Origin of the sequence: Nocardia sp. NPDC004860, from assembly GCF_040609015.1 — a bacterium.
Lineage (GTDB): Bacteria > Actinomycetota > Actinomycetes > Mycobacteriales > Mycobacteriaceae > Nocardia.
This window is the reverse complement of record NZ_JBEXJI010000022.1, coordinates 136934-162227: the sequence shown is the minus strand read 5'-3', so window position 1 is coordinate 162227 and position 25294 is coordinate 136934. Positions and strand designations below refer to the sequence as shown.

The following is a 25294-nucleotide window of genomic DNA, read 5'->3' as shown; positions in this document are numbered from 1 at the left end:
TGTCGGTGACATCCGGGGCGTGGAAGGGTAAATCAGCCGAGGTCCGGGTGGCCGACCCACTCGACAATCGTCCAGCCCTTCTGCGGGTTGCCCTTGAGGACGACGCGGCCGCCGTTGCGCATCGGATCGGTGCCGAGTTTGCTCTTGTCGGCGTTGCCGGCGTTCATCATGGACCAGAACATGATGGTGCCGCCGTGCGAGAAGATCACCGGGTTGGCGCAGCCGCGGCGCTGCACATCGAGCAGCGCCTGATCGACGCGGCCGTCGAACTCATTGCCGTCGATGGAGCCTGGAATCCGTGCGTTCAGGTCGCCGGAGAGCCACTTGATGGGCGCCTGTAGGTACCCGGACATCGCCTGGGCCTCCGGGGTACCTTCGTACTGGCCTGCCTCGATCTCCCGGAAACCGGGCTGAATGTTGAGGCTCAGGTCGCGCTTGGCAACGGTCGGTGCCGCAGTCTGCTCGGTACGCACCATGTTGGACGCGAAGGCGCAGTCGTACTTCTTTTCGGCCAGCTGGATGGCCAGGTTGTCTGCCTGTGTCCGGCCGCGTTGGGTCAGGTCGGGTCCGGGCACCTTGGTGTCGATCAGGCCGGAGGTGTTACCGACGGACTCGGCATGGCGCACCAGGGTGATGACCATTTCGCCTGCGCCGATGCCGCCGCTGCTGCCGGAGTTGCCCCCGGAGCTTCCGAAGTCGATATCGGCGGACGCGATGCCGGTGGTAGCGGTTGTGGCTACGACCGCGGTCGCCATCACCGCAATGGAAAGGCGAAGAGATCGGATTCGCATGGGTGGGAATGCCTTTCATCGTGGCGAACGCCACTTCAGGTATGCCGAAGAACCGGAATTTGGGGTGTCGCGTCTCACAGAAGCAGCTATTTGCGCGAATCGACTACGAGGTATCCCATTCATCGGGATCCTTCACAAACCGGACCGCGCGCAGGCGAAACCACCGGTAGCGGAGGTGCTGGCGGCAGAATCCTGACCGCCGCGAGCGTTGCCCCCGGGGTCTGCCGGTCGTGGAAGGCGTGTCACCCGTCCGTGGCACGCAACGCTCGGGCATGTCGGGTCGGTCACTGCACAATCGACATGCAAGGTGCCCGCCGACCATGTCCCTGCCAATGCCCACGCGGCCCCGCGTGTCGGCCAGACCGTAACCACGACAACAACCTGATCCCGATGTCGCTCACTCGGTGGAGCAATGTGTCGACTGGATGCGAAGTGCCGCAGAGATTCCCGGCAACGGAATCATTGGGTTCTTCCACCTCGGCTGACCGACCGTGGCCCGGCATTGACCGAATTGGCCGCGGTTGCTCCGGCGGAGGATCAACCGACTGGGCCGATCCGTGGTGGGGTCGAACGTACTGTCATGCCGCATACCGCGCTGACCGAAACGGCCGGTGCTCCAGAGCTCTCTTCCTGGAGCCTCTCGGCGGAGCCTCTCGGTACCGTCAACGATGGTGCAGCCGCCGCCGGTCGAGCGGCTAGGCTCCGTCAAAGTGGACGTATCGCCCTTGCGGCACTAGCTGCAGTGACGGCACTCGGTCTGTCGGCATGTGGCAGCGGTGAAAAGAAGGAGACCGCCAAGCCCGCCAAGCCTTCGACTACGAAAATTGCTGCCGCTCAGACCTACCCGCCCGCTCCGACCGCAGCGGATCTGAACAGCGCAATGCAAAAGGTGCTGGATCCGAGTGTTCCAGACTCCGAGAAGCTGGGCCTGATGCAGGGCATGCAGGCCGATCCGAGCCTGCCTTCGCGAATCATCGAAGCTTACAAACAGAACAACGCTTCCATCACTGTCACCAACGTTACCGACCTGGGAAACGGCACTCTCACTGCTGACGCGCAAGCAGCGATCAACGGCGGCGCGGCGCAGCAGGCAGTCGTGCCGTTCGTCGCCGAAGACGGCAAATGGAAGGTTCAGAAGGACTGGATTTGCAACATCCTGTCGCTGGGCAACCAAACCTCACCAGCATGTAGCTGAGCCTCGAACCTCCTGAAATGCCACGACCCGCGCGGTCCCGAGCCGGCTCAGAACAACCGATCACCCGAAGGCTCCGGCACAGACGTAATCCGCACGCGTACGTGCTCCTCGTCGCCGCCGACGTCCTGGATCGCGTCGATCTGGTCCTGAACCACCTCGGCGCGCGCCACCAACTCGACCCGGTCGGGCTCGGTGAGGCTCTCGGCACCGAGCTTCTCGAAAACGCACGAGAGCACTGACCGTAAGTCCTCCAGCTTGCTGTCTGACTCCACGAGCCTCACCCTACGTCCGAACCCAACGAACATCCGCTCCTGCCCCGACCCGCGCTGCGAACACTGATCGAGCCGGCCGCCGCGGAGCTTCGGCAGATCAACTAGGGCGTGGGGGCCGAGTACAGCGGATCATCCGCTCTTGCCGATTACAGCGCAGCTCAAGCCCTGTGCGGCACCCCGATACGCCCGACTGCGCTACGCGGTCCCGGTTCCGAGTCAGCGAAAGCGACGGCGCCGCCGAGCTGACCGGTGACGGTCATGCATCGCTTGCAGATGCCATGGTGGGCGCAGACTTCGGCGCTCGACGTGTTGCGCTGCTCATACTTGAACACGTTCAAAAAATGCCTTAGTCTCGCAGTTGAACACGTTCAAATCAGTGGGGAGCTGGAACAATGAATCTTGTCGTCGTCACATATGCGACCTACACGACCGTCAGCTTGGCGGTCACGTTCTGGGTGGCGCGGGTCTTGCATCGCACCGGCGCACGATTTCTGGTGGATGTCATGAATGGAGACCGCGACCTGGCCGAAGCCGTGAATCATCTGCTGGTCATCGGGTTCTGGCTCGTCAACGCAGGCTTCGTGGCACTGGCTCTGCGCATCAACGTCCCAGTCGGCGATGCGCGAGTCGCAATCGAGGAACTCGCCATGAAACTTGGCAGGGTCCTGCTCGTACTGGGCGCCATGCACTTCGCAAACCTGATCGCCCTGAACAAGATCCGCCGCAGCCGGCACAAGGAGCAGCAGGCCGGTGTCCCCCCGGTTCCGGTCGACGCCGCCCAGCTAGCCTGAGCCCCATGCCCCGCCCCGAGCCCGCGACCGCACGCGGCGAGGAAACTCGCCAGCAGATCATCGACGCCGCCCTGCGCCTGTTCGAACAGAACGGCTATACGAAGACCACCATGCGCGCGATCGCGGGCGAAGCCGGTGTCAGCGTCGGCAACGCCTACTACTACTTCACATCCAAGGAACACCTGGTCCAGGGTTTCTACCAGCACATCCAGGCCCTGCACCAACAGCGGGTCAAGCAAGGGCCCCGCAGCGACTCCCTCGCCGCCCGATGGCTGACGATGGAACTGGCCTTCGTCGATGTAGCCGCGCCCTACCACGAGTTCGGCGGCAAATTCTTCGCCATCGCCGCCGAACCCACCAGCCCGCTCAGCCCATTCAGCGACGAAAGCCGACCCGCCCGACAGACATCCACCGCCATCATGAGCGACATGGTCATCGGCACAGATGTCAAGGGTGACAAGCGGCTGATGGCCGAGCTGCCGAATCTGCTGTGGCTGGCCCACATGGGCATCGTCCTGTTCTGGGTCCACGACCGCAGCCCTGACCAGGAACGCACCCGACTGCTGATCCGCCGAACCGCCCCACTGGTCGAACGCATCGTGGCACTGTCGAGACTCCGTCCACTGCGCCCCGTCCTGTACCCAGCCCTGGATCTCATCCAGGACCTCAGCAACTGATCAGGCACACCGCCGACGAAGGCATCGGCCCCATCGCCGATGCGGGTAGCCGAAGGTCAACGGGCCGAGATCATCTCGGCCCGCCGAACGCACTGATCTGCCGAGAGTCCCACGTTCGTGGCGGCCACGGCATGGTCGGTATTACCCGCTGTGACCCAGAACGAGATGATCGAACGATGCTGTCCTACCAGTGCGCATTCTGTGATGATGCGGTCCACGAGACGAGTGCCGATCTTCGTGTTCTGAAGGTCTCGGCAGCCGAAAAAGAAGGGTTTCCAAGAGCTTTTCGTGCACAGGCGCTGTCTGGCCGCTGCGCTGCGTCCTGCGTTCCCCCTCGGCCCAGTTCTCGAACCTACAGTTGCAGAACAGCGCTGAGCCAGATCGTCCGGATTGAGCGGTCGATGCCTGGCGACCACGACACGAACGTGTGGAACTGATGATCTCGGAGGCGGCTTCGACATCGAAGGCTGAGCCCATAGTCCCGGAACTCCCTCTCCTCCAAGTGAATCCGGCAAGACGTAGTAGAACCCTGCGAAGCGGAACCGTACCGAGCAACCCGGACAAGTAAGACGATCAGCACGGCACAGTGGATTCGGTAGCCGGGACCCTATACCAAGCTGACTATTGCCAACCGGAAGTGAGCTCTCACGCCGCGTATCGCGCGCTGACCGAACCGACCAGCGTGGGACCGGAGGATCAACGGAGCGTGTCGATCCGAGGTGCGGCAACCTACGCACATGCCTGTCGTACAACAGGAATCGGAAGGTACCGGGTCAAACACCGAGCTCGTCACACAGATCGACGTACCGATCGAGGTAGTCGGGCGTCGATCTATGAGACGCCAGGCCGACCGTGTCGAACTCATCCGATCCCGCCGTAGCGCTGATGCCCAGCGCACGCAACGCCGTGTCGATGGTGTTCACCGACCGAACCGGTCCACCGCCAACCGATACCGCTGCCCACTGGTCTCCGACGCCGCCGAAGTAGTCCGTGAGCACCACAGCGAATGTCGGGTTGGGTCGGGTCGCCAATTCAGCAGCAATCGTCGTCACGACGCCCTCGCGAGGGAACAGTCCTGGCGCTTCGGAGGGGAGTTCGAAGTAGCTCGAAATCCCGAGTCGTGCTTGCCAATACGCGGTGTAGTAGTGGGTCACGTGCAGTAGCGTGAGATCGCATCGCAGCGATACCGGCATCAGGTCCCATCGGTCCGCTGCTTCAGCACTGACAGGGCCGGGCAAGATCATCGCGGTGATGGCGTGCGGCACGCCAGAACCCTATCGCGCCACCTGCAGCAGCCACCATGCCATTGCGAGCCGTAGCAGGCTCCGCCGGGTACGACGTCCACGCCTGTCAGCGCCCCCGTCCACGAAGCGCCATTACCGCCGATGATCCAGACATGCTCGGCGACCACATAATCGACAGTGTCAGCACCTTCATCGCAACCGACCCCTCACTTTCCCCGCTGGACAGCTCCCGCCGGTGAAGGCGTTCTGGTCGGTAACCATGTACAAGTTGCCGGAGATCCTGCTGGTGGACAACCCGATCAACCGGTACCTGATCAACTCGCCGATGCTGCCGAACCTGGTGCGCAACCCCGACGGCGGAATCACCCTGTACCTGCAGCGCACCTCGCCGGGATCGGAGAAGGAGGCCAACTGGCTCCCGACCCCCGCGGGTGACTTCGAGATGATCCTGCGGACGTACTGGCCCGAGCGGGCCATCACCGATGGAAGCTGGACACCGCCGAAAGTCGTCAAGAGCTGAACTCGACAGTCACGCGATCGGCGAAATGCGACTGTGCCCCCTGCCGCAAATCGGCGGGGGCACAATCGCCTCCAGTTCCACCCCCTGATGCTCCGCGGCCAAACGTAGGTACCCAGAGATCGTCGCTGCAGTCGCGCCGGTTCGTGCAGCGGATTCGATCCGCGAAGTAGCTGATGCCACGGACATCGATGGAAACGACCATAAAACCCAGTAGCCGCCAAAGCCGGAGGCGCCCTCATGATTCGGACACTCATCCTGCATAGTCGAGATCGCCGCCCAACAGATCGAGCAACACGTGGTAGGTGTCAGCGAAGTCGACCAAGGCCGCTTCCGCGGGTTCTTTTGGATCTTCCCAGTCATTGACGGTGAGCTGCTGGGCGATGGCTTTCTGTGCCGTACCGCGAACGATGGCACTCCAATCGATGATCGTCCGGCGCCTTTCCGCCACGCCGAAGTCCAGGGAGTTGGACGGTTGCCAAGCGTGATGGCCTCCTCGTCGCGGGAGCCGCCTCGGCGGCGAAGGCCGTCAATTCATGTTGATGGTGTGTCGTTCGATCACGTCCCCGACCGGGCGGCCGCGTTCACCGGGTTCCGACGGTTCGGTGCCGTCGAAGATGGCGTCGAGGACCGCGGCGTGGTCGAGGGTGGCGGGCAGGCGGTGAGAGGCACGGGCGCTGACGATGACCGCGTGCAGGACGGCCGCGTAGATGAGCGAACGGGGCGCGGTCAACCGCCACCCGCGACGTTCGCGGTCGCACAGCCGGGCTTCGACGGTGTCGAGCACGTCCTGGATGACTTGGATCTCGATCCGATCGGGGTCATCGCAGGGCATAATGACCGCCGAAAAACAGTGCGCCACACCAGAACACTGCAATCCGCACCACGGTGAACATCGACCTGCGGTGCACACCCGGCACCCGCGCCGCACGCGGATCGAGCACCATACGCCCGGCTGAGACCAGCGCGGTCCGCGCCCGCCACCGCACCCAGCAGCTGTCCACTCCGCATCCGAGATGCAGCTGCATTGCGGTATGCGCTTGTCCGGCAGTCAATGTGCCGGGATCGTCGTAGCACGACCACAGCCCACGCACCGCATACCCGGCCGCGCCGACCTCGGCGTGCTCTGTGTCAATGGTTCGCTGCTTCTCACGCTCGATGCGGTCGATGATCGCCTGCACCGACCACGGATTGTTTCTGGACATCAACGACCCCCTGCTCATCGGACGGCTATGGCACGCCGGGCATTTGGAGAACCAGATGGTGTGATTTCTCGCCGGGCGTGCGATCAGGACACCACCGATGTCCTGGCGAGACAGCGAATTCGGACGTTCCGAACACGATTGGTTCGATCGGCCAGGACGGGGTCCGCGCCGGGCGTACAGTCTGTTCCGCGATGGCGCGTGTTCCGTTCCGAAAATTCACAGGATGCACACATGACCAGCGATGACGAACCCTCGACGCTGCCCAGGCGGCAACTGGGCCGGTTCCTGCGCGAGGCCCGCGACAGCCGTGGATTCTCGATGGATCGTGCGGCTCGCCTGGTAGAGCTGAGCAAGACCGCCTTGCACCGCATCGAGACCGGTGGCGTGAAGAAGCTTCGCATCCGCGACATCCGGGCGTTGTGCGAGCTGTACGAAGTCACTCCTGGCGATACCGATCGGGCCGTCGAACTTGCCAAGCAAGCGCAGGTCACCTCTTGGTACACCGCATTCGGCGGTCTCTACAGCGATACGACATTCAACATGTTTGTCGGACTGGCGGCATCGGCCCAGCGTCTGATCACCTACCACGAGATCGTTCCAGGTCTCCTGCAAACCGCCGACTATGCCCGCGCCCTGATCAGCGCGTTCTATGTCGACAGCAGCCGCGAAGACATCGAATGCCGGGTCGAGTTGCGGCTCAAACGGCAAACGATCATCACCCGCAAGACCGATCCGGTGAAACTCGAGCTGCTGCTTCACGAGTCGGCACTGCACCGCATGATCGGCGGACCGCGCGTCATGGCTGCTCAGCTACAGCACATGGCCGAGATCGGCAAGCTGCCGAACGTCTCGCTGCGCGTTCAACCGTTCGCGAGTGGGTGTAGCCGTGGTCTGTTGCATGGTCCCTTTGTCATTCTCGAGTTCGGGCAGGATGCCAAATCTCGCCCCATCGAGCCGCCTCTCGTCTATCTCGAGGGAGCGGGCAAACCGGACATCTACATGGAGAGCAACGACGACATGCGGCGCTACCATGAAATCGCCTCGGCCATAAGAGAAACCGCATTGAACGAGACAGCGACACGAGACCTGCTCAGACGGGTAGCAAGGAGTCACACCGCATGAACATCGACCTGTCCAGAGCACAGTGGTTCAAGAGCAGCCACAGCAGCGGCCAAACCGAATGCGTCGAAGTGGCCTGGCTGACCGGAGGCACGGTCGGAGTTCGTGACTCGAAGAACCCGACCGGCCCCGCCCTCGTCTTCGCCCCCGGCGAATGGGATGTCTTCGCCGCCGGCATCATTCGAGGGGACTTCAACTTCCCGGCCTGAGGAGCGATCAGCGCCAAATGTGGGAAGGACCTCATCAGTACAGGCGGCACCATCTGCACTGGGTGTCGTGAAGCGGTCGAGGCATTCAAACGCGAACATTCCCTCGTGCGCCACTCGTGCCGTCTGCGCAGGCCGCGTGTGGCATGAATCCCGAAGCGATTGAGATCATCATCCGTGGACAGAGAATGCCCGCCCGGGTTGCGCTGAAAGAAATTGCCGCCCGGGCGGGCGCTAACCCTTTGCGCGCCGACGCGGTGTTGTTTGGAGTGTCGGCACCGAGAAACCTATCGCGGCAGTCGCATTCCATCGATGACGCACAGTGCCGCTCATGCGACAGTATGTGCCGGTGCTGGTCGGCGCGGTTCCACTTAGAACTCCTAATAAAGTTGGGTTGGGTGACGGTCGATTGCGGCGAAATGAAAGCTATAGGGCTGGTGTTGATTTAGTGCCAGAAGTGACTGGAGGTACGCGGCCGCGCAACGTAGACCGTGGGAGTTCCCGCCCCAGCAGCTGGATTACGGGTCGGGGATGACCTGTTGGCGAGCGGCGGTCGTCACCGACCCTGAGATCAACCAATGATCAGCCACAATCTCGAGCAGCACCTCGGCGGCTCTACCGTTGTGGCAGTGCGAGATCGTCTATCATCCAGCACACCATCAATGGCATGCACACACACGAGGGGAACGTGAAGACTCACGCGAGACGGGCCACTGGGGCCGATAGTGATCTGGACCCCGGATTGTTCGACAGCGACGCCCAGCAGTCCGCGGCCTGGCTCGCGTGGAGCGACCAAGCTGCGATCGATGCCCGCATCGAGACGTTGTTCACCCAGACGCTGCCCCGGCTGGAAGCGGTACGGGGCAACGAGGGCCGCCCCTCACTCGATGACCGATTCAGCGCCGCTGCGTTCGACTGGATCGTTTCCCTGATCGATGCCGCCGTGTTCGGCGAGGATGGACGGTACGCGCCCGAAAACGGTTATCTCGCGGACCAATTCATCACCTATATCGGCGAGTGGATGGTGCGACGCGTCGAGGGTGTTTGGTTCAACTCACCTGAGAACGGTGCGCCGATCTTCGACCAGTTCGGTCCGGCGGTTGGTTACCGGTGGTCACAGGAGTCGGCGAACGACTTTCTGGTGTTGTTGTTCATGATGGCCGTCGATAGCGACGATGCCCCGTACGCGTACTTCGTGGACCTATTGTGCGGGCGCGCACTGACGTTCGCGGAGGAGCGAGATCGGCCGGAACTGAAAGCGGAGATCTTGGCGTGATCGTGCGCGGGCATGGATTCCGGAGGAGCAGACCGACAGCCTGAGGGCACACGACGCGGTGCGCCCGCTACCGTCTGCGGTGACAACGCACCGACGCCGAGGAAGACGGTCGATGAAAGTCTATGCAGCCCTGGATCCGCGACTGCCGCTGTCCGAGGTGCCACGGGTGGCGCGGCGGGTGGAGGACCTCGGATTCGATGGGCTTCACATCCCCGAGACGATCCACGATTCGTTCGCCGTCGCGCTGCTGGCGGCGGAGCACACCAGCCGGATCACCGTGCGCACCGCGATCACGCTGGCCTTCGTGCGGAGCCCGACGCTGGTCGCGTACAATGCCTGGGATCTCGCGAAATTCTCCGGCGGGCGCTTCGAGCTCGGGCTCGGAACGCAGATCAAGCAGAACATCGAAGGCCGTTTCGGCATGCCGTGGACCGAACCCGTCGCGCGGATCGGGGAATACCTGACCGTGCTGCGAGAGCTGTTCGCCGCGTTCGCATCCGGCGATTCGATCCATTTCGAGGGCGACAGCTACCGGCTGACCCGGTTGCAGCCCTACTTCAACCCCGGCCCCGACGACATCGCCCCGCCGCCGATCCTGCTCGGCGCGGTGAATGCCGGGATGTGCCGCCTCGCAGGACAACTCGCGGACGGCGTGATCACCCACTCCACCAACTCCGATCCGGGGTACCTGCGCGACGTCGTCCAGCCCGCATTGCACGCGGGCGCTGTGGAACGGTCACGCCAAGCCCCCGGAATCATCGCCGCAGTCCCGATCGCCACGGGCGCCACGGCAGCCGAGGTGGCACGCGACCGTGAACGGCAGCGCCGGCTACTTGCCTTCCTCTATTCCACCCCGTCCTACCGGCCGACACTGACCCGTCTCGGTCTGCCCGAATTGTTCGATCGCCTACGGCAATTGGTGAAAGAGCAACACTGGGATCGACTCCACGACGTGGTCACCGACAACGTCCTCGACCAACTGCTCATCTGCGGCGACTACGACGCCCTGCCGGACCTCGTTCGTGACCGCTACGCCGGCCTCGTCCACGGCATCGTCCTGCCGGCACCCACAGCCGACCCCGAGCCCACCCGTGTGATGCACGCGATCGAGTCTCTCCGAGCGTTGTAGCGAGAACAGCACCCCCTCCATGTGCCCGCGGCGCCGACCGGGAAGAAGACGTTCGGTGCCACATCCAGAATGCGCGGCCAGCACCGGCATCGACAGCCGTTCCGCGCCTGGCCCGGCCACGCCGGCCGGTACCGACCTCTCCACCGAGGTGTCGGTACCGGTCGAGAACCTCCTCACCCCGGGCCTGCTCCGCCGCATGCGCCGGGACGGGCTGCCCAAGTCCATCGCCAACTAGGCCAAGGGCGTTGTCGGACATCGGGATTGGATGTTCGACCACCGCATCGACTGGGAACCGCTTCCGCGCCCTCCCACTCGAATTTGGGGCTACGCGACCTTGTCGCCGGTTTCGTATCGTGAAGCGACCGCGCAGGAGAACACAGCCTCGCCCGCACGAAGGGCTGACCCGCCATGTCTCTCGAATCGCCCTCGGGCACAACCAGGTACCGGTTTACTGGCCGTGCCCGCATCGAAGCCCGACTGCTGCCGCTGCTGGGCCTACTCCTGGCTGTGCCCTGGGCGGTCGCGACCGTGGTGATGCTCTGGAGTCTCACCGCCTGGGCCGGCCGCTGGGCGACGATCAGCGTCGTAGTGGTCTGGTGTCTGATCTGGTGTTACGCGCTGGTCGTCGAACTGATCATGCCGGACGAGTTGACGATATGGCGGCATGTCGTGGCGTTTCCCGATACCGTGCCGTGCCCACCGGAACGCTTCGAGCCCGCCACCCTGCTGTTTATAGCCTCCTGGGAGGTCATGCGGGCCGCGGGCCGACCCGAGACCTGGTTGCGAATCGTGCTGCGAACCCGTCACCCTCGGTCCGCGGGTCGGTCGCACCCGCGCCGTCGTGTCTCAGTGCCGATTTCGGCTGTGAACGAACTACCCCCGCTCGAGCTACGGGCGGTGATCGCACATGAATTCGGTCATCAGCTGATCGGCGGCTGGACCGTCAGGGGACTGGAAAGCCTGTGCACCGCACCGGTCGTCACCGTCTTCGGCGCGCCGGCCACATTTCTGATCACCGTGTTGTCCTATCGACGATCGCCGGACTTCGTTGCGACGATCCTGCTGCTGATCATGTACACCGTGTCCTTCGCTGCCCTGGTCGGTGCCCTGCTCCCGACCATCGGCCTGCATCTCGCCCAGGCGCTCGCCATAGTCTGTCTCCTGCAGCCCTTCCCGAAAATGTGGGTGAACTGGCGGGAAGAATTCCTGGCTGACCAGGTGGCCGTCGACCTCGGCTTCGGTCCCGCCCTGCACGATTACCTCGTGACCTACGGCAGGAAGTACGGCGAACGCTTCAGCGCCACCCACCCGGACGTTTTGACCCGCCGCCTGAAGATTCGTTACCGCACGCGGCCCTCGCCCTCCCCGGCCCAGCCCTGAGTCCGCGCCATCATCGCGCTGCGGCTACAGCCAGCCGGAAGCAGACGGGACCGTCGTCGTCACCGCGAGGACCTAAGTCCTCTGTTTCCGGCAGCCCGGCGCGCGGAGTGTGGGAGGCATGGACACGAACGCCTCCACCTCACGTCCTGTCGTCCGGCCCGACGACCTGCGACAGCGGGCGGTCGACCGCGCCGTGGCCGCCGAGCACCTGCGGAGCGGGACCCTCCACGATGCGCGCGCCGCGGAGCTCCGGGAAACGCACACCGGCCTGGTGGTATTGGTCGGGGATCGGGCGTACAAGATGAAGAAGCCCATCGTCACCGACTTCCTCGATTTCGCGACGACCGAGGCCCGAGAACATGCGCTGCGCCGCGAACTCGAATTGAATCGGCGCTGGGCGCCCGATGTCTACCTGGGCCTGGAACATCTCACCGGTCCGCTCGACAGTCCCGGCGAACCCGTGCTGGTCATGCGACGTATGCCGGAATCTCGGCGCTTGAGCAGGCTGGTCACCAGCGGCGAGATCGGCCGGGCGGAACTGTCCGAGCTGGCGGCGGTGGTGGCCCGATTCCATCGCCATGCCAGTCGGAGCAGCACGATCGATCAGGCGGGAACGGCACAGGCCCTGCGGCAGCGATGGCGAATCCTGTTGCGCGGCCCTCGATCCCATCCGCTCAGTGCGCTCGAGCCCCTGCTGGTCGACCGCATCGAGCGGCTGGCCATGCGTTTCATCGACGGCCGGGCGCCACTGCTGGCCGAACGCATTGCGGACGGCCGGATTCTGGATGGGCACGGCGATCTCATGACCGAAGACATCTTCGCGCTGCCCGACGGCTTCCGGATCCTGGACTGCCTCGACTTCGACGATTCCCTCCGCACTGTCGACGGCCTCGACGATGCCGCCTTCCTGGCGATGGATCTGGAGTTCCTGGGCCGACCCCAGCTCGCCGAGGACTTTCTCACCGATTACCTGCGCGCGGCCGGGGATTCGCCGCCGGCCTCGCTGCGCCACCACTACATCGCCTACCGGGCCATGGTGCGGGCCAAGACGAACCACATCCGGGCCGCACAGGGCGACGAGAAGTTCGTCGGTCACGCTGTCCGGCACCTGGATCTCGCGGTGCGGCACCTGGAGGCCGGCGCGGTGCGGCTGGCTCTGGTCGGCGGCCTGCCCGGGACCGGAAAGTCCACTGTCGCAACTCGTCTCGCACAGGTCACCGGCGCCGAGGTGATCTCGAGCGACACCGTGCGGGCCCGGCTCCGCGCCTCGGGAGTGATCACCGGTGCGAGCGGCGTCCTCGACGCCGGAGCCTATCGGCCCGGCGCGAGATCATTGGTGTACACCCACATGCTGGAACTGGCACGGCAGCGACTCGGGCTCGGCGTCTCGGTGATACTCGACGCCTCCTGGACCGATGTCGCCGAACGGGCCCGCGCCCAGGCGCTCGCTGCGGGCACCCACGCCGAGCTGATCTCGCTGCGCTGTGAGTGCCCGCCCCAGACGTCCGACACGCGCATTCGTACGCGCCGCCCCGGCGATTCCGAGGCGACCGCCGATGTCGCGCATGCGCTCGCCACGACCAGGTCTCCGTGGCCGGACGCGACTACCGTGGATACCACCACCTCGATGGATGCCACCATCGCCCAGGCATTGCGCGGGTGGAACCAGACCTAGCTCAGTGCGTTCTCATCTCACGAAAGGACGTGTCCCATGGGCCATCACACCGATCCGTTCGCACCGAGCGTGCACACCGCCCACGAATGGCTGGCGGCCGTGGCCGGGGCGATCGACACCGAGGATCGCTTCCTCGCCCATCGCGCCCTGCGCGCGTGGCTGCACACCGTGCGCGACCGCTTGGGCGTCAATGCCGCCGCGCATCTCAGCGCCCAGTTGCCCGAACTGCTCCGCGGCACGTTCTACGAGGGTTGGATCCCGGCCCACGTGCCGGTCCCGCGCGATGTGCCGTCATTCCTCGCCCAGTTCGCCCATGCCGCGGGCGTCAGTCCCGAGGAGGCCGTGCCGTTGGTGGGGGTGGTGACCGATGCCCTCGCCGACCTGTTCTCTCCCGGTCAGCTCGACCATGTGCTGGCGCAGCTGCCGGTGGCGCTGCGCTTCCTCCTGCTCGGCACCGATCTGGCGGCGGTCTACGGGGGCGCGGCGGTCCCCACACAGCCGGGCCAGATGCCGACCGATGACATCGAACGACGCCTGACCGCGCTCACCGAGGCCGTCACCGCGCTCGTGCGTGGCCTCGAGTATCCCGCCGACGCCGGACCGGACGAGCACGGCGGATTCTCGGCCGCGCAGCAGGCTCATCGCATCCTGCTCGCTCAGGGGCTGACCGGGTCCGAGCGCTGATCCGTGCGGCACGACAGACGAGGACGCCATGCAGCTCCGATCCACGGTCCCACTGGGAAGAATCGCCGGCATCCGTGTCGCCGCGCACTGGTCGGCGGCCGTCACCGTGGGGCTCTTCACGTGGATCCTCGCCACCTACCTCCGTGGCACCGCCGGCGCCGGAATCATCTGGGCCGCGGCGATCGCCGGTGCTCTCGGATTGGTCGCCTGCCTGCTCGCACACGAGCTGGCGCATTCGATCGTGGCCACCCGCAATGGGATTCATGTCGAACGCATCGTGCTGTGGCTGCTCGGCGGGGCCTCCGAGCTGACCGACGAACCCAAGGATGCCCGGACCGATCTGCGGGTCGCGCTGGTCGGCCCCGCCACCAGTCTGCTTCTCGGCGTGCTGGCCTACGGCGCGGCGGCCGTGTCGTCGGTCTTCTCCCCCGGCGGCCCGGTCACCGCAACCCTCGTCTGGCTCGCCACCGTGAATGTGGTTCTCGCCGTGTTCAATATGCTGCCGGGCGCGCCCCTCGACGGTGGGCGCGTCGTGCGGGCGGTGATCTGGTGGCGCAGCGGCGACCGCCTGCGCGCCGCGACCGCGGCCGCCCGCACCGGCCAGGTTCTGGGCATGACCCTGGCCGGTCTCGGCAGTGCCGAGATCATCGCGTTCCGCGACTTCAGCGGCCTGTGGCTGATACTGCTCGGCTGGTTCCTCTACAGCGCCGCCAATAGCGAGCTGACCATGGCGGGCTTGCGACATCGTCTGGGCGCCACCACCATCGGCGATGTCATGACCACCGCGCCGCGGATGGCCGACGCCGCATGGACCCTCGACCAGCTCCTCCGATCCGACCTCGTCTACACCCACCACCACCTCTTCCCGGTCGTCGACCAGAACGGCCACCCGTACGCCGTCCTCGCCTGGGCCGATCTCCTGCGCACCCGCGCAGGTCCGCACCCCGGCCTGCGGGTCGCAGATCTCGCCCGCCCGCTCCCCCCGGCCGCGATCGCTCACTCCGACGATCTGCTCGCCGACGTCATCTCTCGAATCGTCCTGCGCCCCAACCTCGATGCCGTCGCCGTCACCGACTCCACCGGCCGCCTCACCGGCCTCGTGACCGCTACCGACCTCGCGCTGGCCTGCAACCGCTCCGCCCTGGGGCTCCCCGCCCGCCCCTCCACCAACACGCCCTGAACAGCGCGGGCGCAGGATGTCAGGCGCCCGATCGATGACCGTCCCCGGCCACCACCGGCGCCAGCTGCCGCGCACAGGTGATGGCATCGGGCGTGTGGGTGAACAGGTGGTCGGCGCCGCCCGCGGGCAGGGCTCCGATCGCGGTCAGACGGCGCTGGTGATCGGGACGAAGCCCGGACATGAGCACGATGATGTGGCGGTGTTCGAGTTTGCCGATCGCGTCCTTGAGCACCAGCGCACCGGTGGTGTCCAGCGCGGTGACATGCGACATGCGCAGGATCACCACGTGCACATCCGATACCTCGGCCAGCTCCAGCAGGAATCGATGCGCGCCGGCGAAGAACAGTGGCCCGTCGAGCCGGTAAGCGACGATGTGTTCGTCGAGCAGCTCATGCTCCTCGGCCAGATGATCTCCCTCGTCCAGCGGAATCTGTTGCAGGCGTGCCTCTTTCGCGACCGCACGCAAAGCCAGTACCACCGCGATCCCGACGCCCACCGCCACCGCGGTCACCAGATCGGCGGCGACGGTGACCAGGAACGTGACGCCCATGATCGCCGCGTCTCCCTTCGAAGCGCGGGCGATCGCCGCCAGCGACGCCGTCTCGACCATCCGCACCGTGGTCGCGAGCAGCACGCCCGCCAGCGCGGCGAGGGGAATCTGCCCGACCAGCGGGGCGGCCAGGAAGACGATGCCCGCCAACACGATTGCGTGAGTGAGCGCGGCCAGCCGGGTGCGACCGCCCGAGCGGACGTTCACCGCGGTGCGGGCGATCGCGCCGGTGGCCGGGACACCGCCGAACAACGGTGCGGCGATATTGGCCAGGCCCTGGCCGAACAGCTCGCGGTCGGAGTTGTGGCGGGTACCCACCGCCATCGCGTCGGCGGCCGTGGCCGACAGCAGCGACTCCAACGCCGCCAGCGCGGCCACCGCCAACGCCGGTGCCAGCAGCGAACCCAGCTGGTCGACATGGAGGAAACCGAGGGCGGGGGCCTGCAATCCCGATGGTATGGCGCCGATCCGGGCCAACGGCAGATCGAACACCGCCACCGCCGCGGTCGCCAGCGCCACGGCCAGCAGCGCGAACGGCCAGCGGGGCAGATACCGGCCACCGACCAGCATGAGCGCTGCCACCAGCAGGGCAGTGGCGATCGGCAGCGGATCTAGATGCCCCAGGTACTGACGCACCGCGTCAGCGGCAGCCTGCCACACCTTGTCCCCGTGCGCGTGCGCGATCCCGAGCGCGGCCGGGACCTGTTGCAGTGCAATGACCACCGCGATTCCGGCGGTGAAACCCTCGATCACCGGGGCGGGCATGTAGCGCACCGCACGCCCGACCCCGGCGACCGCGAGCACCACCAGCACGAGCCCGGCCAGCAGCCCCACGGCCAGCACCCCGCTCGCACCGTGCTGATGGAAGATCGGCACCAACACCACGGTCATCGCGCCCGTGGGCCCCGACACCTGGAACCGCGATCCGCCGAAGACCGCCGCGACCGCGCCCGCGATCACCGCGGTCGCCAGGCCGGCGGCCGCGCCGAGGCCCGAGGAGATCCCGAAGCCCAGCGCCAATGGCAGCGCCACCAGGGCGACGATCAGCCCGGACAGCAGATCCGCGCCCGGCGCACGCACGCCCGCACGCCAGTCCGACCAGACCGGCAGCAGTGCCCGCACGCTCACAGTTCTTGCACCAGAGCCGATTTCGACACTGCCGGCTGCTCCAGCACTGCCGCGGGCTGCTCCGCAGTGGTCTGATCGTCCACGGCAACATTCTCCTTCACCAATAAACTAGGTTATTAGTTTAGAAAACATGCAATCAATGGTGCGCACGCACCCCCCTTTTCCGGGGGGCGGCACTGCAGCTACCACTGCGCCGAGACCTTGTCGGCCCGGTCAGCGGGTCGGTACCACGATCATCGGGCATTCCACGCTGTGCAGCAGCGCGTTGCTGGTCGAGCCGAGCAGCATGCCGGCGAAGCCGCCGCGACCGTGACTGCCGACCACCAGCAGTTGGGCGTTCTCCGCGGCTTCCAGCAGGGACTGGATCGGGCGGTCGCGGACCAGGATTCGGCGGACCTCGACGTCCGGGTAGCGTTCGCCGAATCCGGCCAGTCGTTCGGCGAGCAGTTCGGTTTCGCGGTCGCGGACGGCGTCCCACCCCGGCAGCGGCAGACCGTCACGGTTGGTGTCGCTCCAGGCGTGCAGTGCGTCGAGCCCGACCTTGCGCCGGGATGCCTCTTCGAAAGCCAGCCTCAGGGCCGGCACGCTGTTGGGCGTGCCATCGACGCCGACGAGTACCGGCTTCTCCGCTGACACCGGGTCGATCGCCGCTGTCGAATGCACGATCGCGATCGGGCAGTGGGCATGCCGGGTCACCGCGGTACTGACCGATCCGAGCAGGCCGCGCCGGATCGCGCCGTGCCCGCGGCTGCCCACCACCAGCAGGCGCGCGTGCCGCGACCGTTCGATCAGAGACGGAATCGCCGTGTCGAAGGTGATATCGGTTCGGATGGACAGGCCGTCGCCGACGGCCGCGGTGCGCGCCACGCGACTCGCCTCGGTGACCACCCGTTCGCCATCGAGCCGGAGCCAGTCGGTGTCGGTATTGGTCAGCATCGCACCGGGCCCCCATCCGCCGGGGACCGCCACGGAGGTGATGATCTCGAGCGGCGCACCGTGCAGTCCCGCATCCACGGCCGCCCAGGCCACGGCGCGGTACGAGACGGCCGATCCGTCCGTCGCCACGACGACCGGCGGATTCAATTCCCCGCCCGGGGTTTCGGAGATCTCCGACATTCTCTCGCTCCTGTCGTCCTACTGCCGCGCGCCCGAGGCCCGCAGTGCGGCAAGGCGATTGGTGTATTCGGTCTCGTCGATCTCGCCGCGCGCGAAACGCTGGGCCAGCAGCTCCTGCGGCGACGGGGATTCATAGCGGCCCGAGCGGCCCGGATCGGATACCGCGAACCGGACCGCGAGCGCGATCCCGACGATGAGCAGGGCCCAGAAGACCAACATGCCCACACCCATCCAGGCGTAGCCCCAGCCACCCATGTCGTGGCCGTACCAATACATCATGGCGATGCCTCCAGTTCTTTCGTGTCGCCATTACCGCTGGTCTGCACCAGACGTTTCGATCAGCCCGGCCTGACCGGCGGTCGCGCCGCCGTCGACCACGAATTCCGACCCGGTCGAGAAGGTCGCCTCCGTGACGAGGAACCGCACCATGGCCGCGACCTCCTCGGGGTCGCCGAATCGCGGCAGCGGCTGGGTGACGGCGATCGACTCGGCCAGGCCCATGGTCATCGCCGTATGGATCAGCCCGGGGTGCACCGAGCACACGCGAATGCCGGACGAACCCAGCTCCAGCGCCGCGGCTTTGGTCAATCCGCGCAGTCCCCACTTGCTGGCGACGTATCCGCTGATACCCGGGTAGCCCACCAGGCCGGCCGTCGAGGAGATATTGACGATCGTGCCGCCGCCCGCGGCACGCAGGCGCGGCGTGGCCAGCCGCATCCCGAGCCAGGGCCCGTAGAGGTTGACGTCCAGCACATGCCGGAACAGGGCGGGCGACTCGGACTCGACGGTCCCGAGGTCGAGGATCTCGGCGGTGTTCACCAGTGCGCCCAGCGGCCCGAATTCTCGCTCGGTCTTCTCCAGCACCCGCTGCCACTCCTGCTCGTCGGTGACGTCGAGATGATGGAATCGTGCTTGCGGCCCATGGATTTCGGCGAGCTTGGTCCCGGCGTCGATGCGCAGGTCCGCGACGACGACGCCGAAGCCCGCCTTCACCAGTTCCGCGACCACCGCCGCGCCGATTCCGCGCGCACCGCCGGTGACGAGCGCGCTCCTGTCCGCGAACTCTGTCATGGCCTGTCCTCCGATCCGTGCGAATCCGCTGTTCGTTCACAGCATCCCGCGCGTGCGAGCCGCGGCGAGACGGCCGAAAGTCACCGGTTCCGAGGGCGGATGTCGGGCCATCGGTCCCTGCGGAAATCGCGCGGGGCGGCCGAGGATCGACATCGACGTCCCACCGAGAGGAAGAACCGTGAAGACACCATTGGCGACCGTGATCGGCGTGGCCTCGGCCCTCACCGGGCTGGCGGCCGGATACCGGCTCTTCGCGCGCACCAAGTGCGTGACCTGGGGCTCGACCGCCGAGGAGGTCGGGCGGGCGATGCCCGGCGACGGACTGCTGGCCGAAGCCGGCACCGTCACCACGCGTGCGATCACCGTCGCCGCCACGCCGGAGCAGATCTGGCCATGGCTGGTTCAGATGGGACCGGGCCGGGCCGGCGCCTACACCTACGACTGGATCGAGAACCTGCTCGGCCTGGACATGCACAGCGCCGACCAGATCCTGCCGGAGTATCAGCAGCTCGCGGTGGACGATGTGCTGCCGATGGGCAAGTCCGGTCCCGCGATGCGGGTAGCTGTGCTGGATCGTCCGCACGCCTTCGTGCTGGCCTCGACCGACCACCACTGGGTGTGGGCGTTCGGCCTCTACCCGACCGCCGAGGGCACCCGGTTGATCAGCCGCAACCGCATCGCGCTACCGGATGCCGGTCTGCTGCAACGGCTCTTCTACATGCTGATCATGGAACCGGGCAGCCTCATCATGGAGGCCAAGATGCTGCGGGGCATCAAGGAGCGAGCCGAACGCACCGCGCCGGCACTCGCCCTGGTGACCAACGTCCCTGGTCAGCAGGCGGAAAGCCCGTATGTTCCGAACTGGCCGACGCGAACACTCGAAGTATGACCGCAATGAACGCCACCCCGCTCGCCGTACCCGACCACCGCACGCTGCGGGCCGCGATGCTGCTGGCGTCGCGCGCGCCCTCCGTGCACAACACCCAGCCCTGGCATTGGCGCTTCGACGGCGCGCGGCTGCACCTGCGCACCGATCCCGACCGGCTGCTCACCGCCGCGGACCCGCACGGCCGCCAGCAGGTGATCAGCTGCGGCGCCATGCTGCACCACGTCCGTACCGCGTTCGGCGCGCAGGGCTGGCACACCGACACCACCCGGGTCCCGGACCCACTGGATCCCGGCCGCCTGGCCGAGATCAGCTTCCGGCCCTGGCCCGATCCCCCCTCGGGTCTGGTGGCCCGGGCGGGCGCCATCGAGCACCGCCACACCGACCGGCTGCCGCTGGGCGCGCCCGAGAACTGGGAAGACCTGCAGCGGAGGCTGCGCATGCTGGTCTCCCCGCACTACCTGGAGCTGGATACGCTCGACGATGCGGTAACGGCCAGGCTCGCCGCGGTGTCCGAGCAGACCGCGGCGCTGCGCCGGCACGACATGATGTACCAGGCCGAAATCGGCTGGTGGGCAGGGCATTCCGGGGACCCCGAGGGAGTTCCGGCCGCGGCGCTGGTCTCGGACGCGGAATTCGCCCGGGTCCGGGTGGGCCGGGTCTTCCCGTCCGCGGCGCACTCCATGCGGCGCGCGGAGACCGACGACCACGCCGGCATGGTCATGCTCAGCTCGGAGGGCGATTCCCTACCCGAGTGGCTGGCGACGGGCGAGGCCCTCTCAGCGGTGCTGCTCGAATGCACGGTGGCCGGGCTGGCGACCTGCGCGCTCACCCACATCACCGAATTGCCCACGGGCCGAAACATTCTCACGAACCTGCTGCGGCATCCCGGCACACCGCAGATCGTCGTGCGGATCGGCACCGTACCGGACGGGGAACCGCCCCTGCCGCCGACTCCCCGGCGCCCGCTGGCCGACATCCTCACGATCGAACAGGGCTGACGCAGGCGGGCGCGCTGCCCCTCCCCGGCCGCACGACGCGCGATCCGCGGCTGCCCATGCGGTCGGCTCACGATGGGCGGAATCTGCCTGCTCGTCGGTTGCCCGATCGCTCTCCTCCGAAGTCAGCGAAAGGCGGTATCCACCATGATCAGCGCGGCGTCGCAGGCGGTGTCCGGGAATCCGGCACCCTTCACCTGGGTGACGGCGGTTTCGATGCTGCTGTTCTGCGGCGTCCTGTGGCTCATCGTCGACTACATGCGCACCCATCCACGACCCGCGATGTGGGTGTGGGGGCTGTCGCTGCTGACGTTCCCGCTCTGGATCTGGGGGCCTGGCCGCGATATCGGCCTGATCAACTGGTTCTCCTGGGCCAAGATCCTGTCGGTGCTGATCCCGCTGACCCTGGTCGGCGCGATGCGGATCTCCGTGGCCGGGCAACGTTCTGGACGGGTGTGGGAGATCCTGCGCAACCCGCGATTCCTGTGGTTCCCGTACGCGATCCTGTTCCTCAACATCGCCGAGGCCACCCTGCGCGACGCCCAGATCGGCAACTACTGGAACGCCGCGGTCGGGCTCGGACTGTGCCTCACGATCCCCTACTGCCCGCGCTTCTGGGAAGTGCTGCCCGGCCGCAACGCCGAGCTCGTCGCCTACACGACCATGGCGTGGAACTTCCTCTACACAACCTGGAATCTGTGCTTCACCTTCGGCGGATATCCCCCGCAGGAAGAGCATTTCGCCGCCAGCATCTGCATTCTCGCGGTCGCGGAGATCTATCCGCTCGTCAAGCGCCGCCCCGAGCTCTACATCATGGCGCGCATCTACACGCTGCCCGTGCTCATGCTGGTGATCGCGATCTACAACATCTTCCCGAAGGTGATGCCGTCGGACGGCTGGTTCGACAACGATGTCTGGATCGTGTGGGGCATAGCCAATTTCGTCCTCACCATCCCCTACCTGTTCTGGTACACCTGGCAGCTCGAGACCGGCCGCTCCTTCCTCACCTTCCGTCGCGGCCGCGCGCGCGAGGACTTCCTGCGCCGGCACGGCGAACAGGTCCACCAGCTCATCGACTTCGCCGATTCCCTCGACGCCGCGACCGATACGCACGGTCTCCGATCACGCCCGGCAGCAGCATCGGACCGTTAGGCCGGTCGAGATGTCCGCGCACAGGAGGTATTCCCATGCGAGCAATGGTTTTTCATGGACCCGGGCAGAAATCCTGGGATGAGGTGCCCGACCCGATCATCACGCAACCGACCGATGCGATCATCCGCGTCGAGGCGGTGACGATCTGCGGCACCGATCTGCACATTCTCGAGGGTGACGTACCCGAGTTCGCGCCCGGTCGGATTCTCGGTCACGAAGCCGTGGGCACCATCGTCGAGGTGGGCACCGGAGTGCACACCCGCACGGTCGGCGAGCGGGTCCTGATCTCCTGCATCAGCGCTTGCGGCGCATGCCGATTCTGCCGGGAGGGCCGGTACGGGCAGTGCCTCGGCGGCGGTGGCTGGGTCCTCGGCCATCTCATCGACGGCACGCAGGCGGAGATGGTGCGGGTTCCCTTCGCCGATACCTCGACCTATCCGATCCCCCAGGGCATCTCCGACGAGCAGATGCTCATGCTCGCCGACATTCTGCCCACCAGCTACGAGGTCGGCGTCCTCAACGGCGCTGTGCGGCCGGGCGATACGGTAGCGATCATCGGCGCGGGTCCGATCGGGCTGGCCGCGATCGTCACCTCCCGGCTCTACAGCCCCGGCCACATCGTGGCCATCGACCTGGCCGACAGCCGGCTCGACGCCGCCGCGAAACTCGGCGCGGACGTCATCGTCAACAGCGGCCGCGACAACCCAGCCGACGTGATCGCACGGCTCACCGGCGGCCTCGGCGCGGATGTCACCATCGAGGCGGTCGGCCTCCCCGAAACGTTCGAATCCGCGGTCGACCTCGTCCGCCCGGGCGGCCACGTCGCCAATATCGGCGTGCACGGCAAGCCCGCCACCCTGCACCTCGAGAAGATCTGGATCCGGGACCTGACCATCACCACCGGCCTGGTCGACACCTACTCCACACCCCGGCTCATCGACCTGGTGGCCAGCGGGCGGCTCGACCCCGCCGCGATGATCACCCACCGCTTCACGATGGACGAATTCCCCTCCGCGTACGACACCTTCGCGCGCGCCGGGGAGACCGGAGCGCTCAAGGTCGTCATCACCGCCGCGTAGGTCCGACACACCTGCGGCCCGGCCTGATCCCGGGAGCGGATGGTCTTACGTCACCGCGATCGAGGTCTCTCGGATCGTGTGCGATCGCCGGTGACGCGTCATTCTCGGAGAGTCGGAGCAGGTTTCGCACGGATACGCCGGGCGGGAGGCAGGGAACGATGGACGCGCACCATGATCGCAACGCCGTGGTGGCCGGGGTGGACGGCTCGACGGTTTCACTCAATGCCGTCCGCTGGGCCGCGTATCTCGCCACCGCCATCCACGAACCGCTCGTCATCGCCTGCGCTCCGAGATTTCCCCGCGGCGACGGCGGGGCGGAGCACGCTCACCCGAGTGGGCGGGTGGTGCGCTGGCACGAGATCGCCGCGCACACCACCGAACACGCTGTGGCACTGGTCCGTTCCTGTGCGCCGGAGTTGCCCGTCACCACCGAGGTCACCCCCGAGACGGCCGCTCGCGCGCTCATCGCGCGCAGCACGCACGCCCGGATCCTGGTGGTCGGGGCCCAGACCGCCTGGGATGGGCGGCTGGTCGGCCCGACGACGATGGAGGTCGCGCGCCACGCGCGGTGCCCGGTCGCGGTGTGGCGCGGTAGAGCGGGCCGGCGCATTCCGCGGCGGAAACCGGTCACGGTGGGCGTGGACGGCACCCCGCTCAGTACGGCGGCCGTCGCGCTCGGATTCGAACTCGCCGAGGCACTCTCGGTGCCGCTGACCGCCGTGCACTGCCGGTCGTGGAACCGGATCGTGCCGATCGGACCGGCAGGCGACCATACGACCATGGACGATGCCGTCCTGACGGGTGCGCTGGCACCGCATCGCCTGGCTCACCCGGACGTGGAGGTCACCGAGGTGACCGTTCCCGGCGTACCCGCCACCGTTCTGGCGGAGGCGGGACGCGACTCCCAGCTACTGGTCGTCGGCACCCGCGCCCGCAACTCCGCCACCGCCGCATTGTTCGGTTCCACGAGCCGGGATCTGTTGCATCACTCCCCCTGTCCTGTCGTGCTGTGCGGTTGAGCGGCCGAGTGTTGCGAGGCTGCGGAAGGGCAAGAGCGGTTCGTAGCGGCAGTCGACGCCGGCCGACGAGGCGACGGTGGCCGGCGGCGCCGGCGCGGACTGATCACTGCGATCGCAGAGGATCGCCACCAGGGCCGCGGCGGCCAGCACCACCGCGACCGCCAGCAGCACGGCGATGACTGCCCAGCGTTCCGGCACGCGGGGGAATCTCGTTGTCACGGCACGACATCCTCGGCTGGTTCCCGCGGGCCCTGGTCGAGCCGGAAGGGTGGATAGTCGTCGGTCAGCAGCGCCGAATACGCCAGGACGCGGTAGAACCACCGGTTCACGCCGAGGACGAATCCGAACAGTCCGCGCGGGTAGCGGCCGGTGAACAGCAGGGCGACCGCGGCGATCAGTACCAGCACGCCGATCAGCGGAATCGTGTTGTTGCCGTTGCTGTTACCGGTGCCACCACCGAGCATCACACCGCCGCCGAACAGGGCGGCCAGAATCAAATAGTGCGGGATGGCGAGCAGCCACCATTTCACGAGAGCGAGCCCGCGCGAGAGCTGTTCGGGGTAATCGATCTCCAGATCTGCCGGGTAGTCGGTCTGCCGCAGGGTGAACGGCGGATACCTGTCGGTACCCAGTGCCGCGTAGGTATAGAACTGCACTCGCCAGGACCAGCGCATCACACCCACGGTGAAGTCGAACAGGGAGCGCGGGTAGCGCCCGGTGAACAGGATCGCGAACCACGCCACCACCGTGACCACCCAGAAGGCGATCCACAGGAACAACAGCACGATGTAGTGGGGTATCGCGAGGATCCATTTCACCAGCCACAGCCAGCGGGAGAGCGGTTCGTCCAGGTCGCCGCGCAGTCGGACGGAGCGGACGGTGGAGGGTTCAGGGTTCATGTCTGTCTCCTGTTCGGAACAAAGAGTCGTGCACGTTCTCGAGGGGGAATCCGTT

At 66.5% G+C, this 25294-nt stretch carries 28 protein-coding genes and 1 pseudogene; 18 read left to right on the top strand and 11 right to left on the bottom strand.

Annotation, left to right across the window (positions count from 1 at the left end):
- Positions 1-32 precede the first annotated feature (32 nt).
- On the bottom strand, positions 33-755 hold the full coding sequence (locus ABZV44_RS31975) for a histidine phosphatase family protein (protein ID WP_354844443.1): 723 nt from the start codon (positions 753-755) through the stop codon (positions 33-35).
- A gap of 538 nt (positions 756-1293) precedes the next feature.
- Here ABZV44_RS31975 and ABZV44_RS31970 point away from each other — a divergent pair.
- The gene (locus ABZV44_RS31970) at positions 1294-1986 is read left to right on the top strand and encodes a hypothetical protein (RefSeq protein ID WP_354844440.1); all 693 of its coding nucleotides are present in this window, start codon (positions 1294-1296) and stop codon (positions 1984-1986) included.
- 47 nt (positions 1987-2033) lie between these two features.
- Here the strand turns inward: ABZV44_RS31970 and ABZV44_RS31965 are convergent, their stop codons facing one another.
- A complete protein-coding gene (locus ABZV44_RS31965; RefSeq protein WP_354844437.1) occupies positions 2034-2258 on the bottom strand; it encodes a hypothetical protein in 225 nt (74 codons plus the stop codon).
- A gap of 392 nt (positions 2259-2650) precedes the next feature.
- On the opposite strand from ABZV44_RS31965, the gene ABZV44_RS31960 reads away from it, so the two are divergent.
- Both ABZV44_RS31960 and ABZV44_RS31955 read left to right on the top strand, forming a co-directional pair.
- Positions 2651-3049, top strand: a complete 399-nt coding sequence (locus ABZV44_RS31960; RefSeq protein WP_354844434.1) for a hypothetical protein — start codon at positions 2651-2653, stop codon at positions 3047-3049.
- Positions 3050-3054: 5 nt separating this feature from the next.
- The gene (locus ABZV44_RS31955) at positions 3055-3726 is read left to right on the top strand and encodes a TetR family transcriptional regulator (RefSeq protein WP_354844431.1); all 672 of its coding nucleotides are present in this window, start codon (positions 3055-3057) and stop codon (positions 3724-3726) included.
- A gap of 773 nt (positions 3727-4499) precedes the next feature.
- Here the strand turns inward: ABZV44_RS31955 and ABZV44_RS31950 are convergent.
- A complete protein-coding gene (locus ABZV44_RS31950) occupies positions 4500-4991 on the bottom strand; it encodes a hypothetical protein (protein ID WP_354844428.1) in 492 nt (163 codons plus the stop codon).
- A gap of 190 nt (positions 4992-5181) precedes the next feature.
- On the opposite strand from ABZV44_RS31950, the pseudogene ABZV44_RS31945 reads away from it, so the two are divergent.
- Positions 5182-5490 (top strand): annotated as a pseudogene (locus tag ABZV44_RS31945) (DUF1214 domain-containing protein); the annotation flags it as partial.
- Between the two features lie 250 nt (positions 5491-5740).
- Here ABZV44_RS31945 and ABZV44_RS31940 read toward each other — a convergent pair.
- The 3 genes from ABZV44_RS31940 to ABZV44_RS31930 all read right to left on the bottom strand — a co-directional run bounded on the left by ABZV44_RS31940 (position 5741) and on the right by ABZV44_RS31930 (position 6692).
- The gene (locus tag ABZV44_RS31940; protein ID WP_354844425.1) at positions 5741-5938 is read right to left on the bottom strand and encodes a hypothetical protein; all 198 of its coding nucleotides are present in this window, start codon (positions 5936-5938) and stop codon (positions 5741-5743) included.
- 78 nt (positions 5939-6016) lie between these two features.
- On the bottom strand, positions 6017-6322 hold the full coding sequence (locus ABZV44_RS31935; protein ID WP_354844422.1) for a hypothetical protein: 306 nt from the start codon (positions 6320-6322) through the stop codon (positions 6017-6019).
- A complete protein-coding gene (locus ABZV44_RS31930; RefSeq protein ID WP_354844419.1) occupies positions 6309-6692 on the bottom strand; it encodes a hypothetical protein in 384 nt (127 codons plus the stop codon). The genes ABZV44_RS31935 and ABZV44_RS31930 overlap by 14 nt, the downstream gene beginning before the upstream one ends.
- 231 nt (positions 6693-6923) lie before the next feature.
- Here ABZV44_RS31930 and ABZV44_RS31925 point away from each other — a divergent pair, with 231 nt between their 5' ends.
- The 9 genes from ABZV44_RS31925 (at position 6924) to ABZV44_RS31885 (ending at position 15341) form a co-directional block, all read left to right on the top strand.
- Positions 6924-7814 (top strand): helix-turn-helix transcriptional regulator, encoded by an 891-nt coding sequence (locus ABZV44_RS31925; RefSeq protein WP_354844416.1) that lies wholly within the window; start codon positions 6924-6926, stop codon positions 7812-7814.
- Complete coding sequence (locus ABZV44_RS31920; RefSeq protein WP_354844413.1) at positions 7811-8020, top strand: DUF397 domain-containing protein; 210 nt, start codon at positions 7811-7813, stop codon at positions 8018-8020. The genes ABZV44_RS31925 and ABZV44_RS31920 overlap by 4 nt, the downstream gene beginning before the upstream one ends.
- Positions 8021-8684: 664 nt before the next feature.
- The gene (locus ABZV44_RS31915; RefSeq protein WP_354844410.1) at positions 8685-9293 is read left to right on the top strand and encodes a hypothetical protein; all 609 of its coding nucleotides are present in this window, start codon (positions 8685-8687) and stop codon (positions 9291-9293) included.
- Positions 9294-9405: 112 nt separating this feature from the next.
- Positions 9406-10422: a TIGR03617 family F420-dependent LLM class oxidoreductase gene (locus ABZV44_RS31910; RefSeq protein ID WP_354844407.1), complete on the top strand. Its 1017-nt coding sequence runs from the start codon at positions 9406-9408 to the stop codon at positions 10420-10422.
- A 55-nt stretch (positions 10423-10477) separates the two neighbouring features.
- Positions 10478-10657, top strand: coding sequence for a hypothetical protein (locus ABZV44_RS31905; RefSeq protein WP_354844404.1), 180 nt, complete (start codon positions 10478-10480; stop codon positions 10655-10657).
- 173 nt (positions 10658-10830) lie between these two features.
- Positions 10831-11802 (top strand): M48 family metalloprotease, encoded by a 972-nt coding sequence (locus tag ABZV44_RS31900; RefSeq protein WP_354844401.1) that lies wholly within the window; start codon positions 10831-10833, stop codon positions 11800-11802.
- 118 nt (positions 11803-11920) lie between these two features.
- Positions 11921-13477, top strand: a complete 1557-nt coding sequence (locus ABZV44_RS31895; protein ID WP_354844398.1) for an AAA family ATPase — start codon at positions 11921-11923, stop codon at positions 13475-13477.
- Between the two features lie 36 nt (positions 13478-13513).
- Positions 13514-14161 (top strand): DUF2267 domain-containing protein, encoded by a 648-nt coding sequence (locus tag ABZV44_RS31890; RefSeq protein ID WP_354844395.1) that lies wholly within the window; start codon positions 13514-13516, stop codon positions 14159-14161.
- A gap of 28 nt (positions 14162-14189) precedes the next feature.
- Positions 14190-15341: a site-2 protease family protein gene (locus ABZV44_RS31885; protein WP_354844392.1), complete on the top strand. Its 1152-nt coding sequence runs from the start codon at positions 14190-14192 to the stop codon at positions 15339-15341.
- A 19-nt stretch (positions 15342-15360) separates the two neighbouring features.
- On the opposite strand, the gene ABZV44_RS31880 is transcribed toward ABZV44_RS31885, so the two are convergent.
- The 4 genes from ABZV44_RS31880 to ABZV44_RS31865 all read right to left on the bottom strand — a co-directional run bounded on the left by ABZV44_RS31880 (position 15361) and on the right by ABZV44_RS31865 (position 19206).
- On the bottom strand, positions 15361-17019 hold the full coding sequence (locus tag ABZV44_RS31880; RefSeq protein ID WP_354844389.1) for a SulP family inorganic anion transporter: 1659 nt from the start codon (positions 17017-17019) through the stop codon (positions 15361-15363).
- A gap of 213 nt (positions 17020-17232) precedes the next feature.
- Positions 17233-18135, bottom strand: a complete 903-nt coding sequence (locus ABZV44_RS31875) for a universal stress protein (RefSeq protein ID WP_354844386.1) — start codon at positions 18133-18135, stop codon at positions 17233-17235.
- A gap of 18 nt (positions 18136-18153) precedes the next feature.
- The gene (locus ABZV44_RS31870; protein WP_354844383.1) at positions 18154-18414 is read right to left on the bottom strand and encodes an SHOCT domain-containing protein; all 261 of its coding nucleotides are present in this window, start codon (positions 18412-18414) and stop codon (positions 18154-18156) included.
- A gap of 30 nt (positions 18415-18444) precedes the next feature.
- Entirely contained in the window at positions 18445-19206 is a 762-nt protein-coding gene (locus ABZV44_RS31865; RefSeq protein ID WP_354844380.1) for an SDR family oxidoreductase, read from the bottom strand.
- Between the two features lie 178 nt (positions 19207-19384).
- Here ABZV44_RS31865 and ABZV44_RS31860 point away from each other — a divergent pair, with 178 nt between their 5' ends.
- The 5 genes from ABZV44_RS31860 (at position 19385) to ABZV44_RS31840 (ending at position 24340) form a co-directional block, all read left to right on the top strand.
- On the top strand, positions 19385-20095 hold the full coding sequence (locus ABZV44_RS31860) for an SRPBCC family protein (RefSeq protein ID WP_354844377.1): 711 nt from the start codon (positions 19385-19387) through the stop codon (positions 20093-20095).
- Entirely contained in the window at positions 20092-21093 is a 1002-nt protein-coding gene (locus tag ABZV44_RS31855; RefSeq protein ID WP_354844374.1) for a hypothetical protein, read from the top strand. The genes ABZV44_RS31860 and ABZV44_RS31855 overlap by 4 nt, the downstream gene beginning before the upstream one ends.
- Before the next feature lie 144 nt (positions 21094-21237).
- The gene (locus tag ABZV44_RS31850) at positions 21238-22242 is read left to right on the top strand and encodes a hypothetical protein (protein WP_354844371.1); all 1005 of its coding nucleotides are present in this window, start codon (positions 21238-21240) and stop codon (positions 22240-22242) included.
- Positions 22243-22277: 35 nt separating this feature from the next.
- The gene (locus ABZV44_RS31845) at positions 22278-23321 is read left to right on the top strand and encodes a zinc-dependent alcohol dehydrogenase family protein (protein WP_354844368.1); all 1044 of its coding nucleotides are present in this window, start codon (positions 22278-22280) and stop codon (positions 23319-23321) included.
- Positions 23322-23479: 158 nt separating this feature from the next.
- Positions 23480-24340: a universal stress protein gene (locus ABZV44_RS31840; RefSeq protein ID WP_354844365.1), complete on the top strand. Its 861-nt coding sequence runs from the start codon at positions 23480-23482 to the stop codon at positions 24338-24340.
- A 215-nt stretch (positions 24341-24555) separates the two neighbouring features.
- Here ABZV44_RS31840 and ABZV44_RS31835 read toward each other — a convergent pair whose 3' ends face one another.
- A complete protein-coding gene (locus tag ABZV44_RS31835) occupies positions 24556-25239 on the bottom strand; it encodes a DUF4389 domain-containing protein (protein ID WP_354844362.1) in 684 nt (227 codons plus the stop codon).
- Positions 25240-25294: the final 55 nt, after the last annotated feature.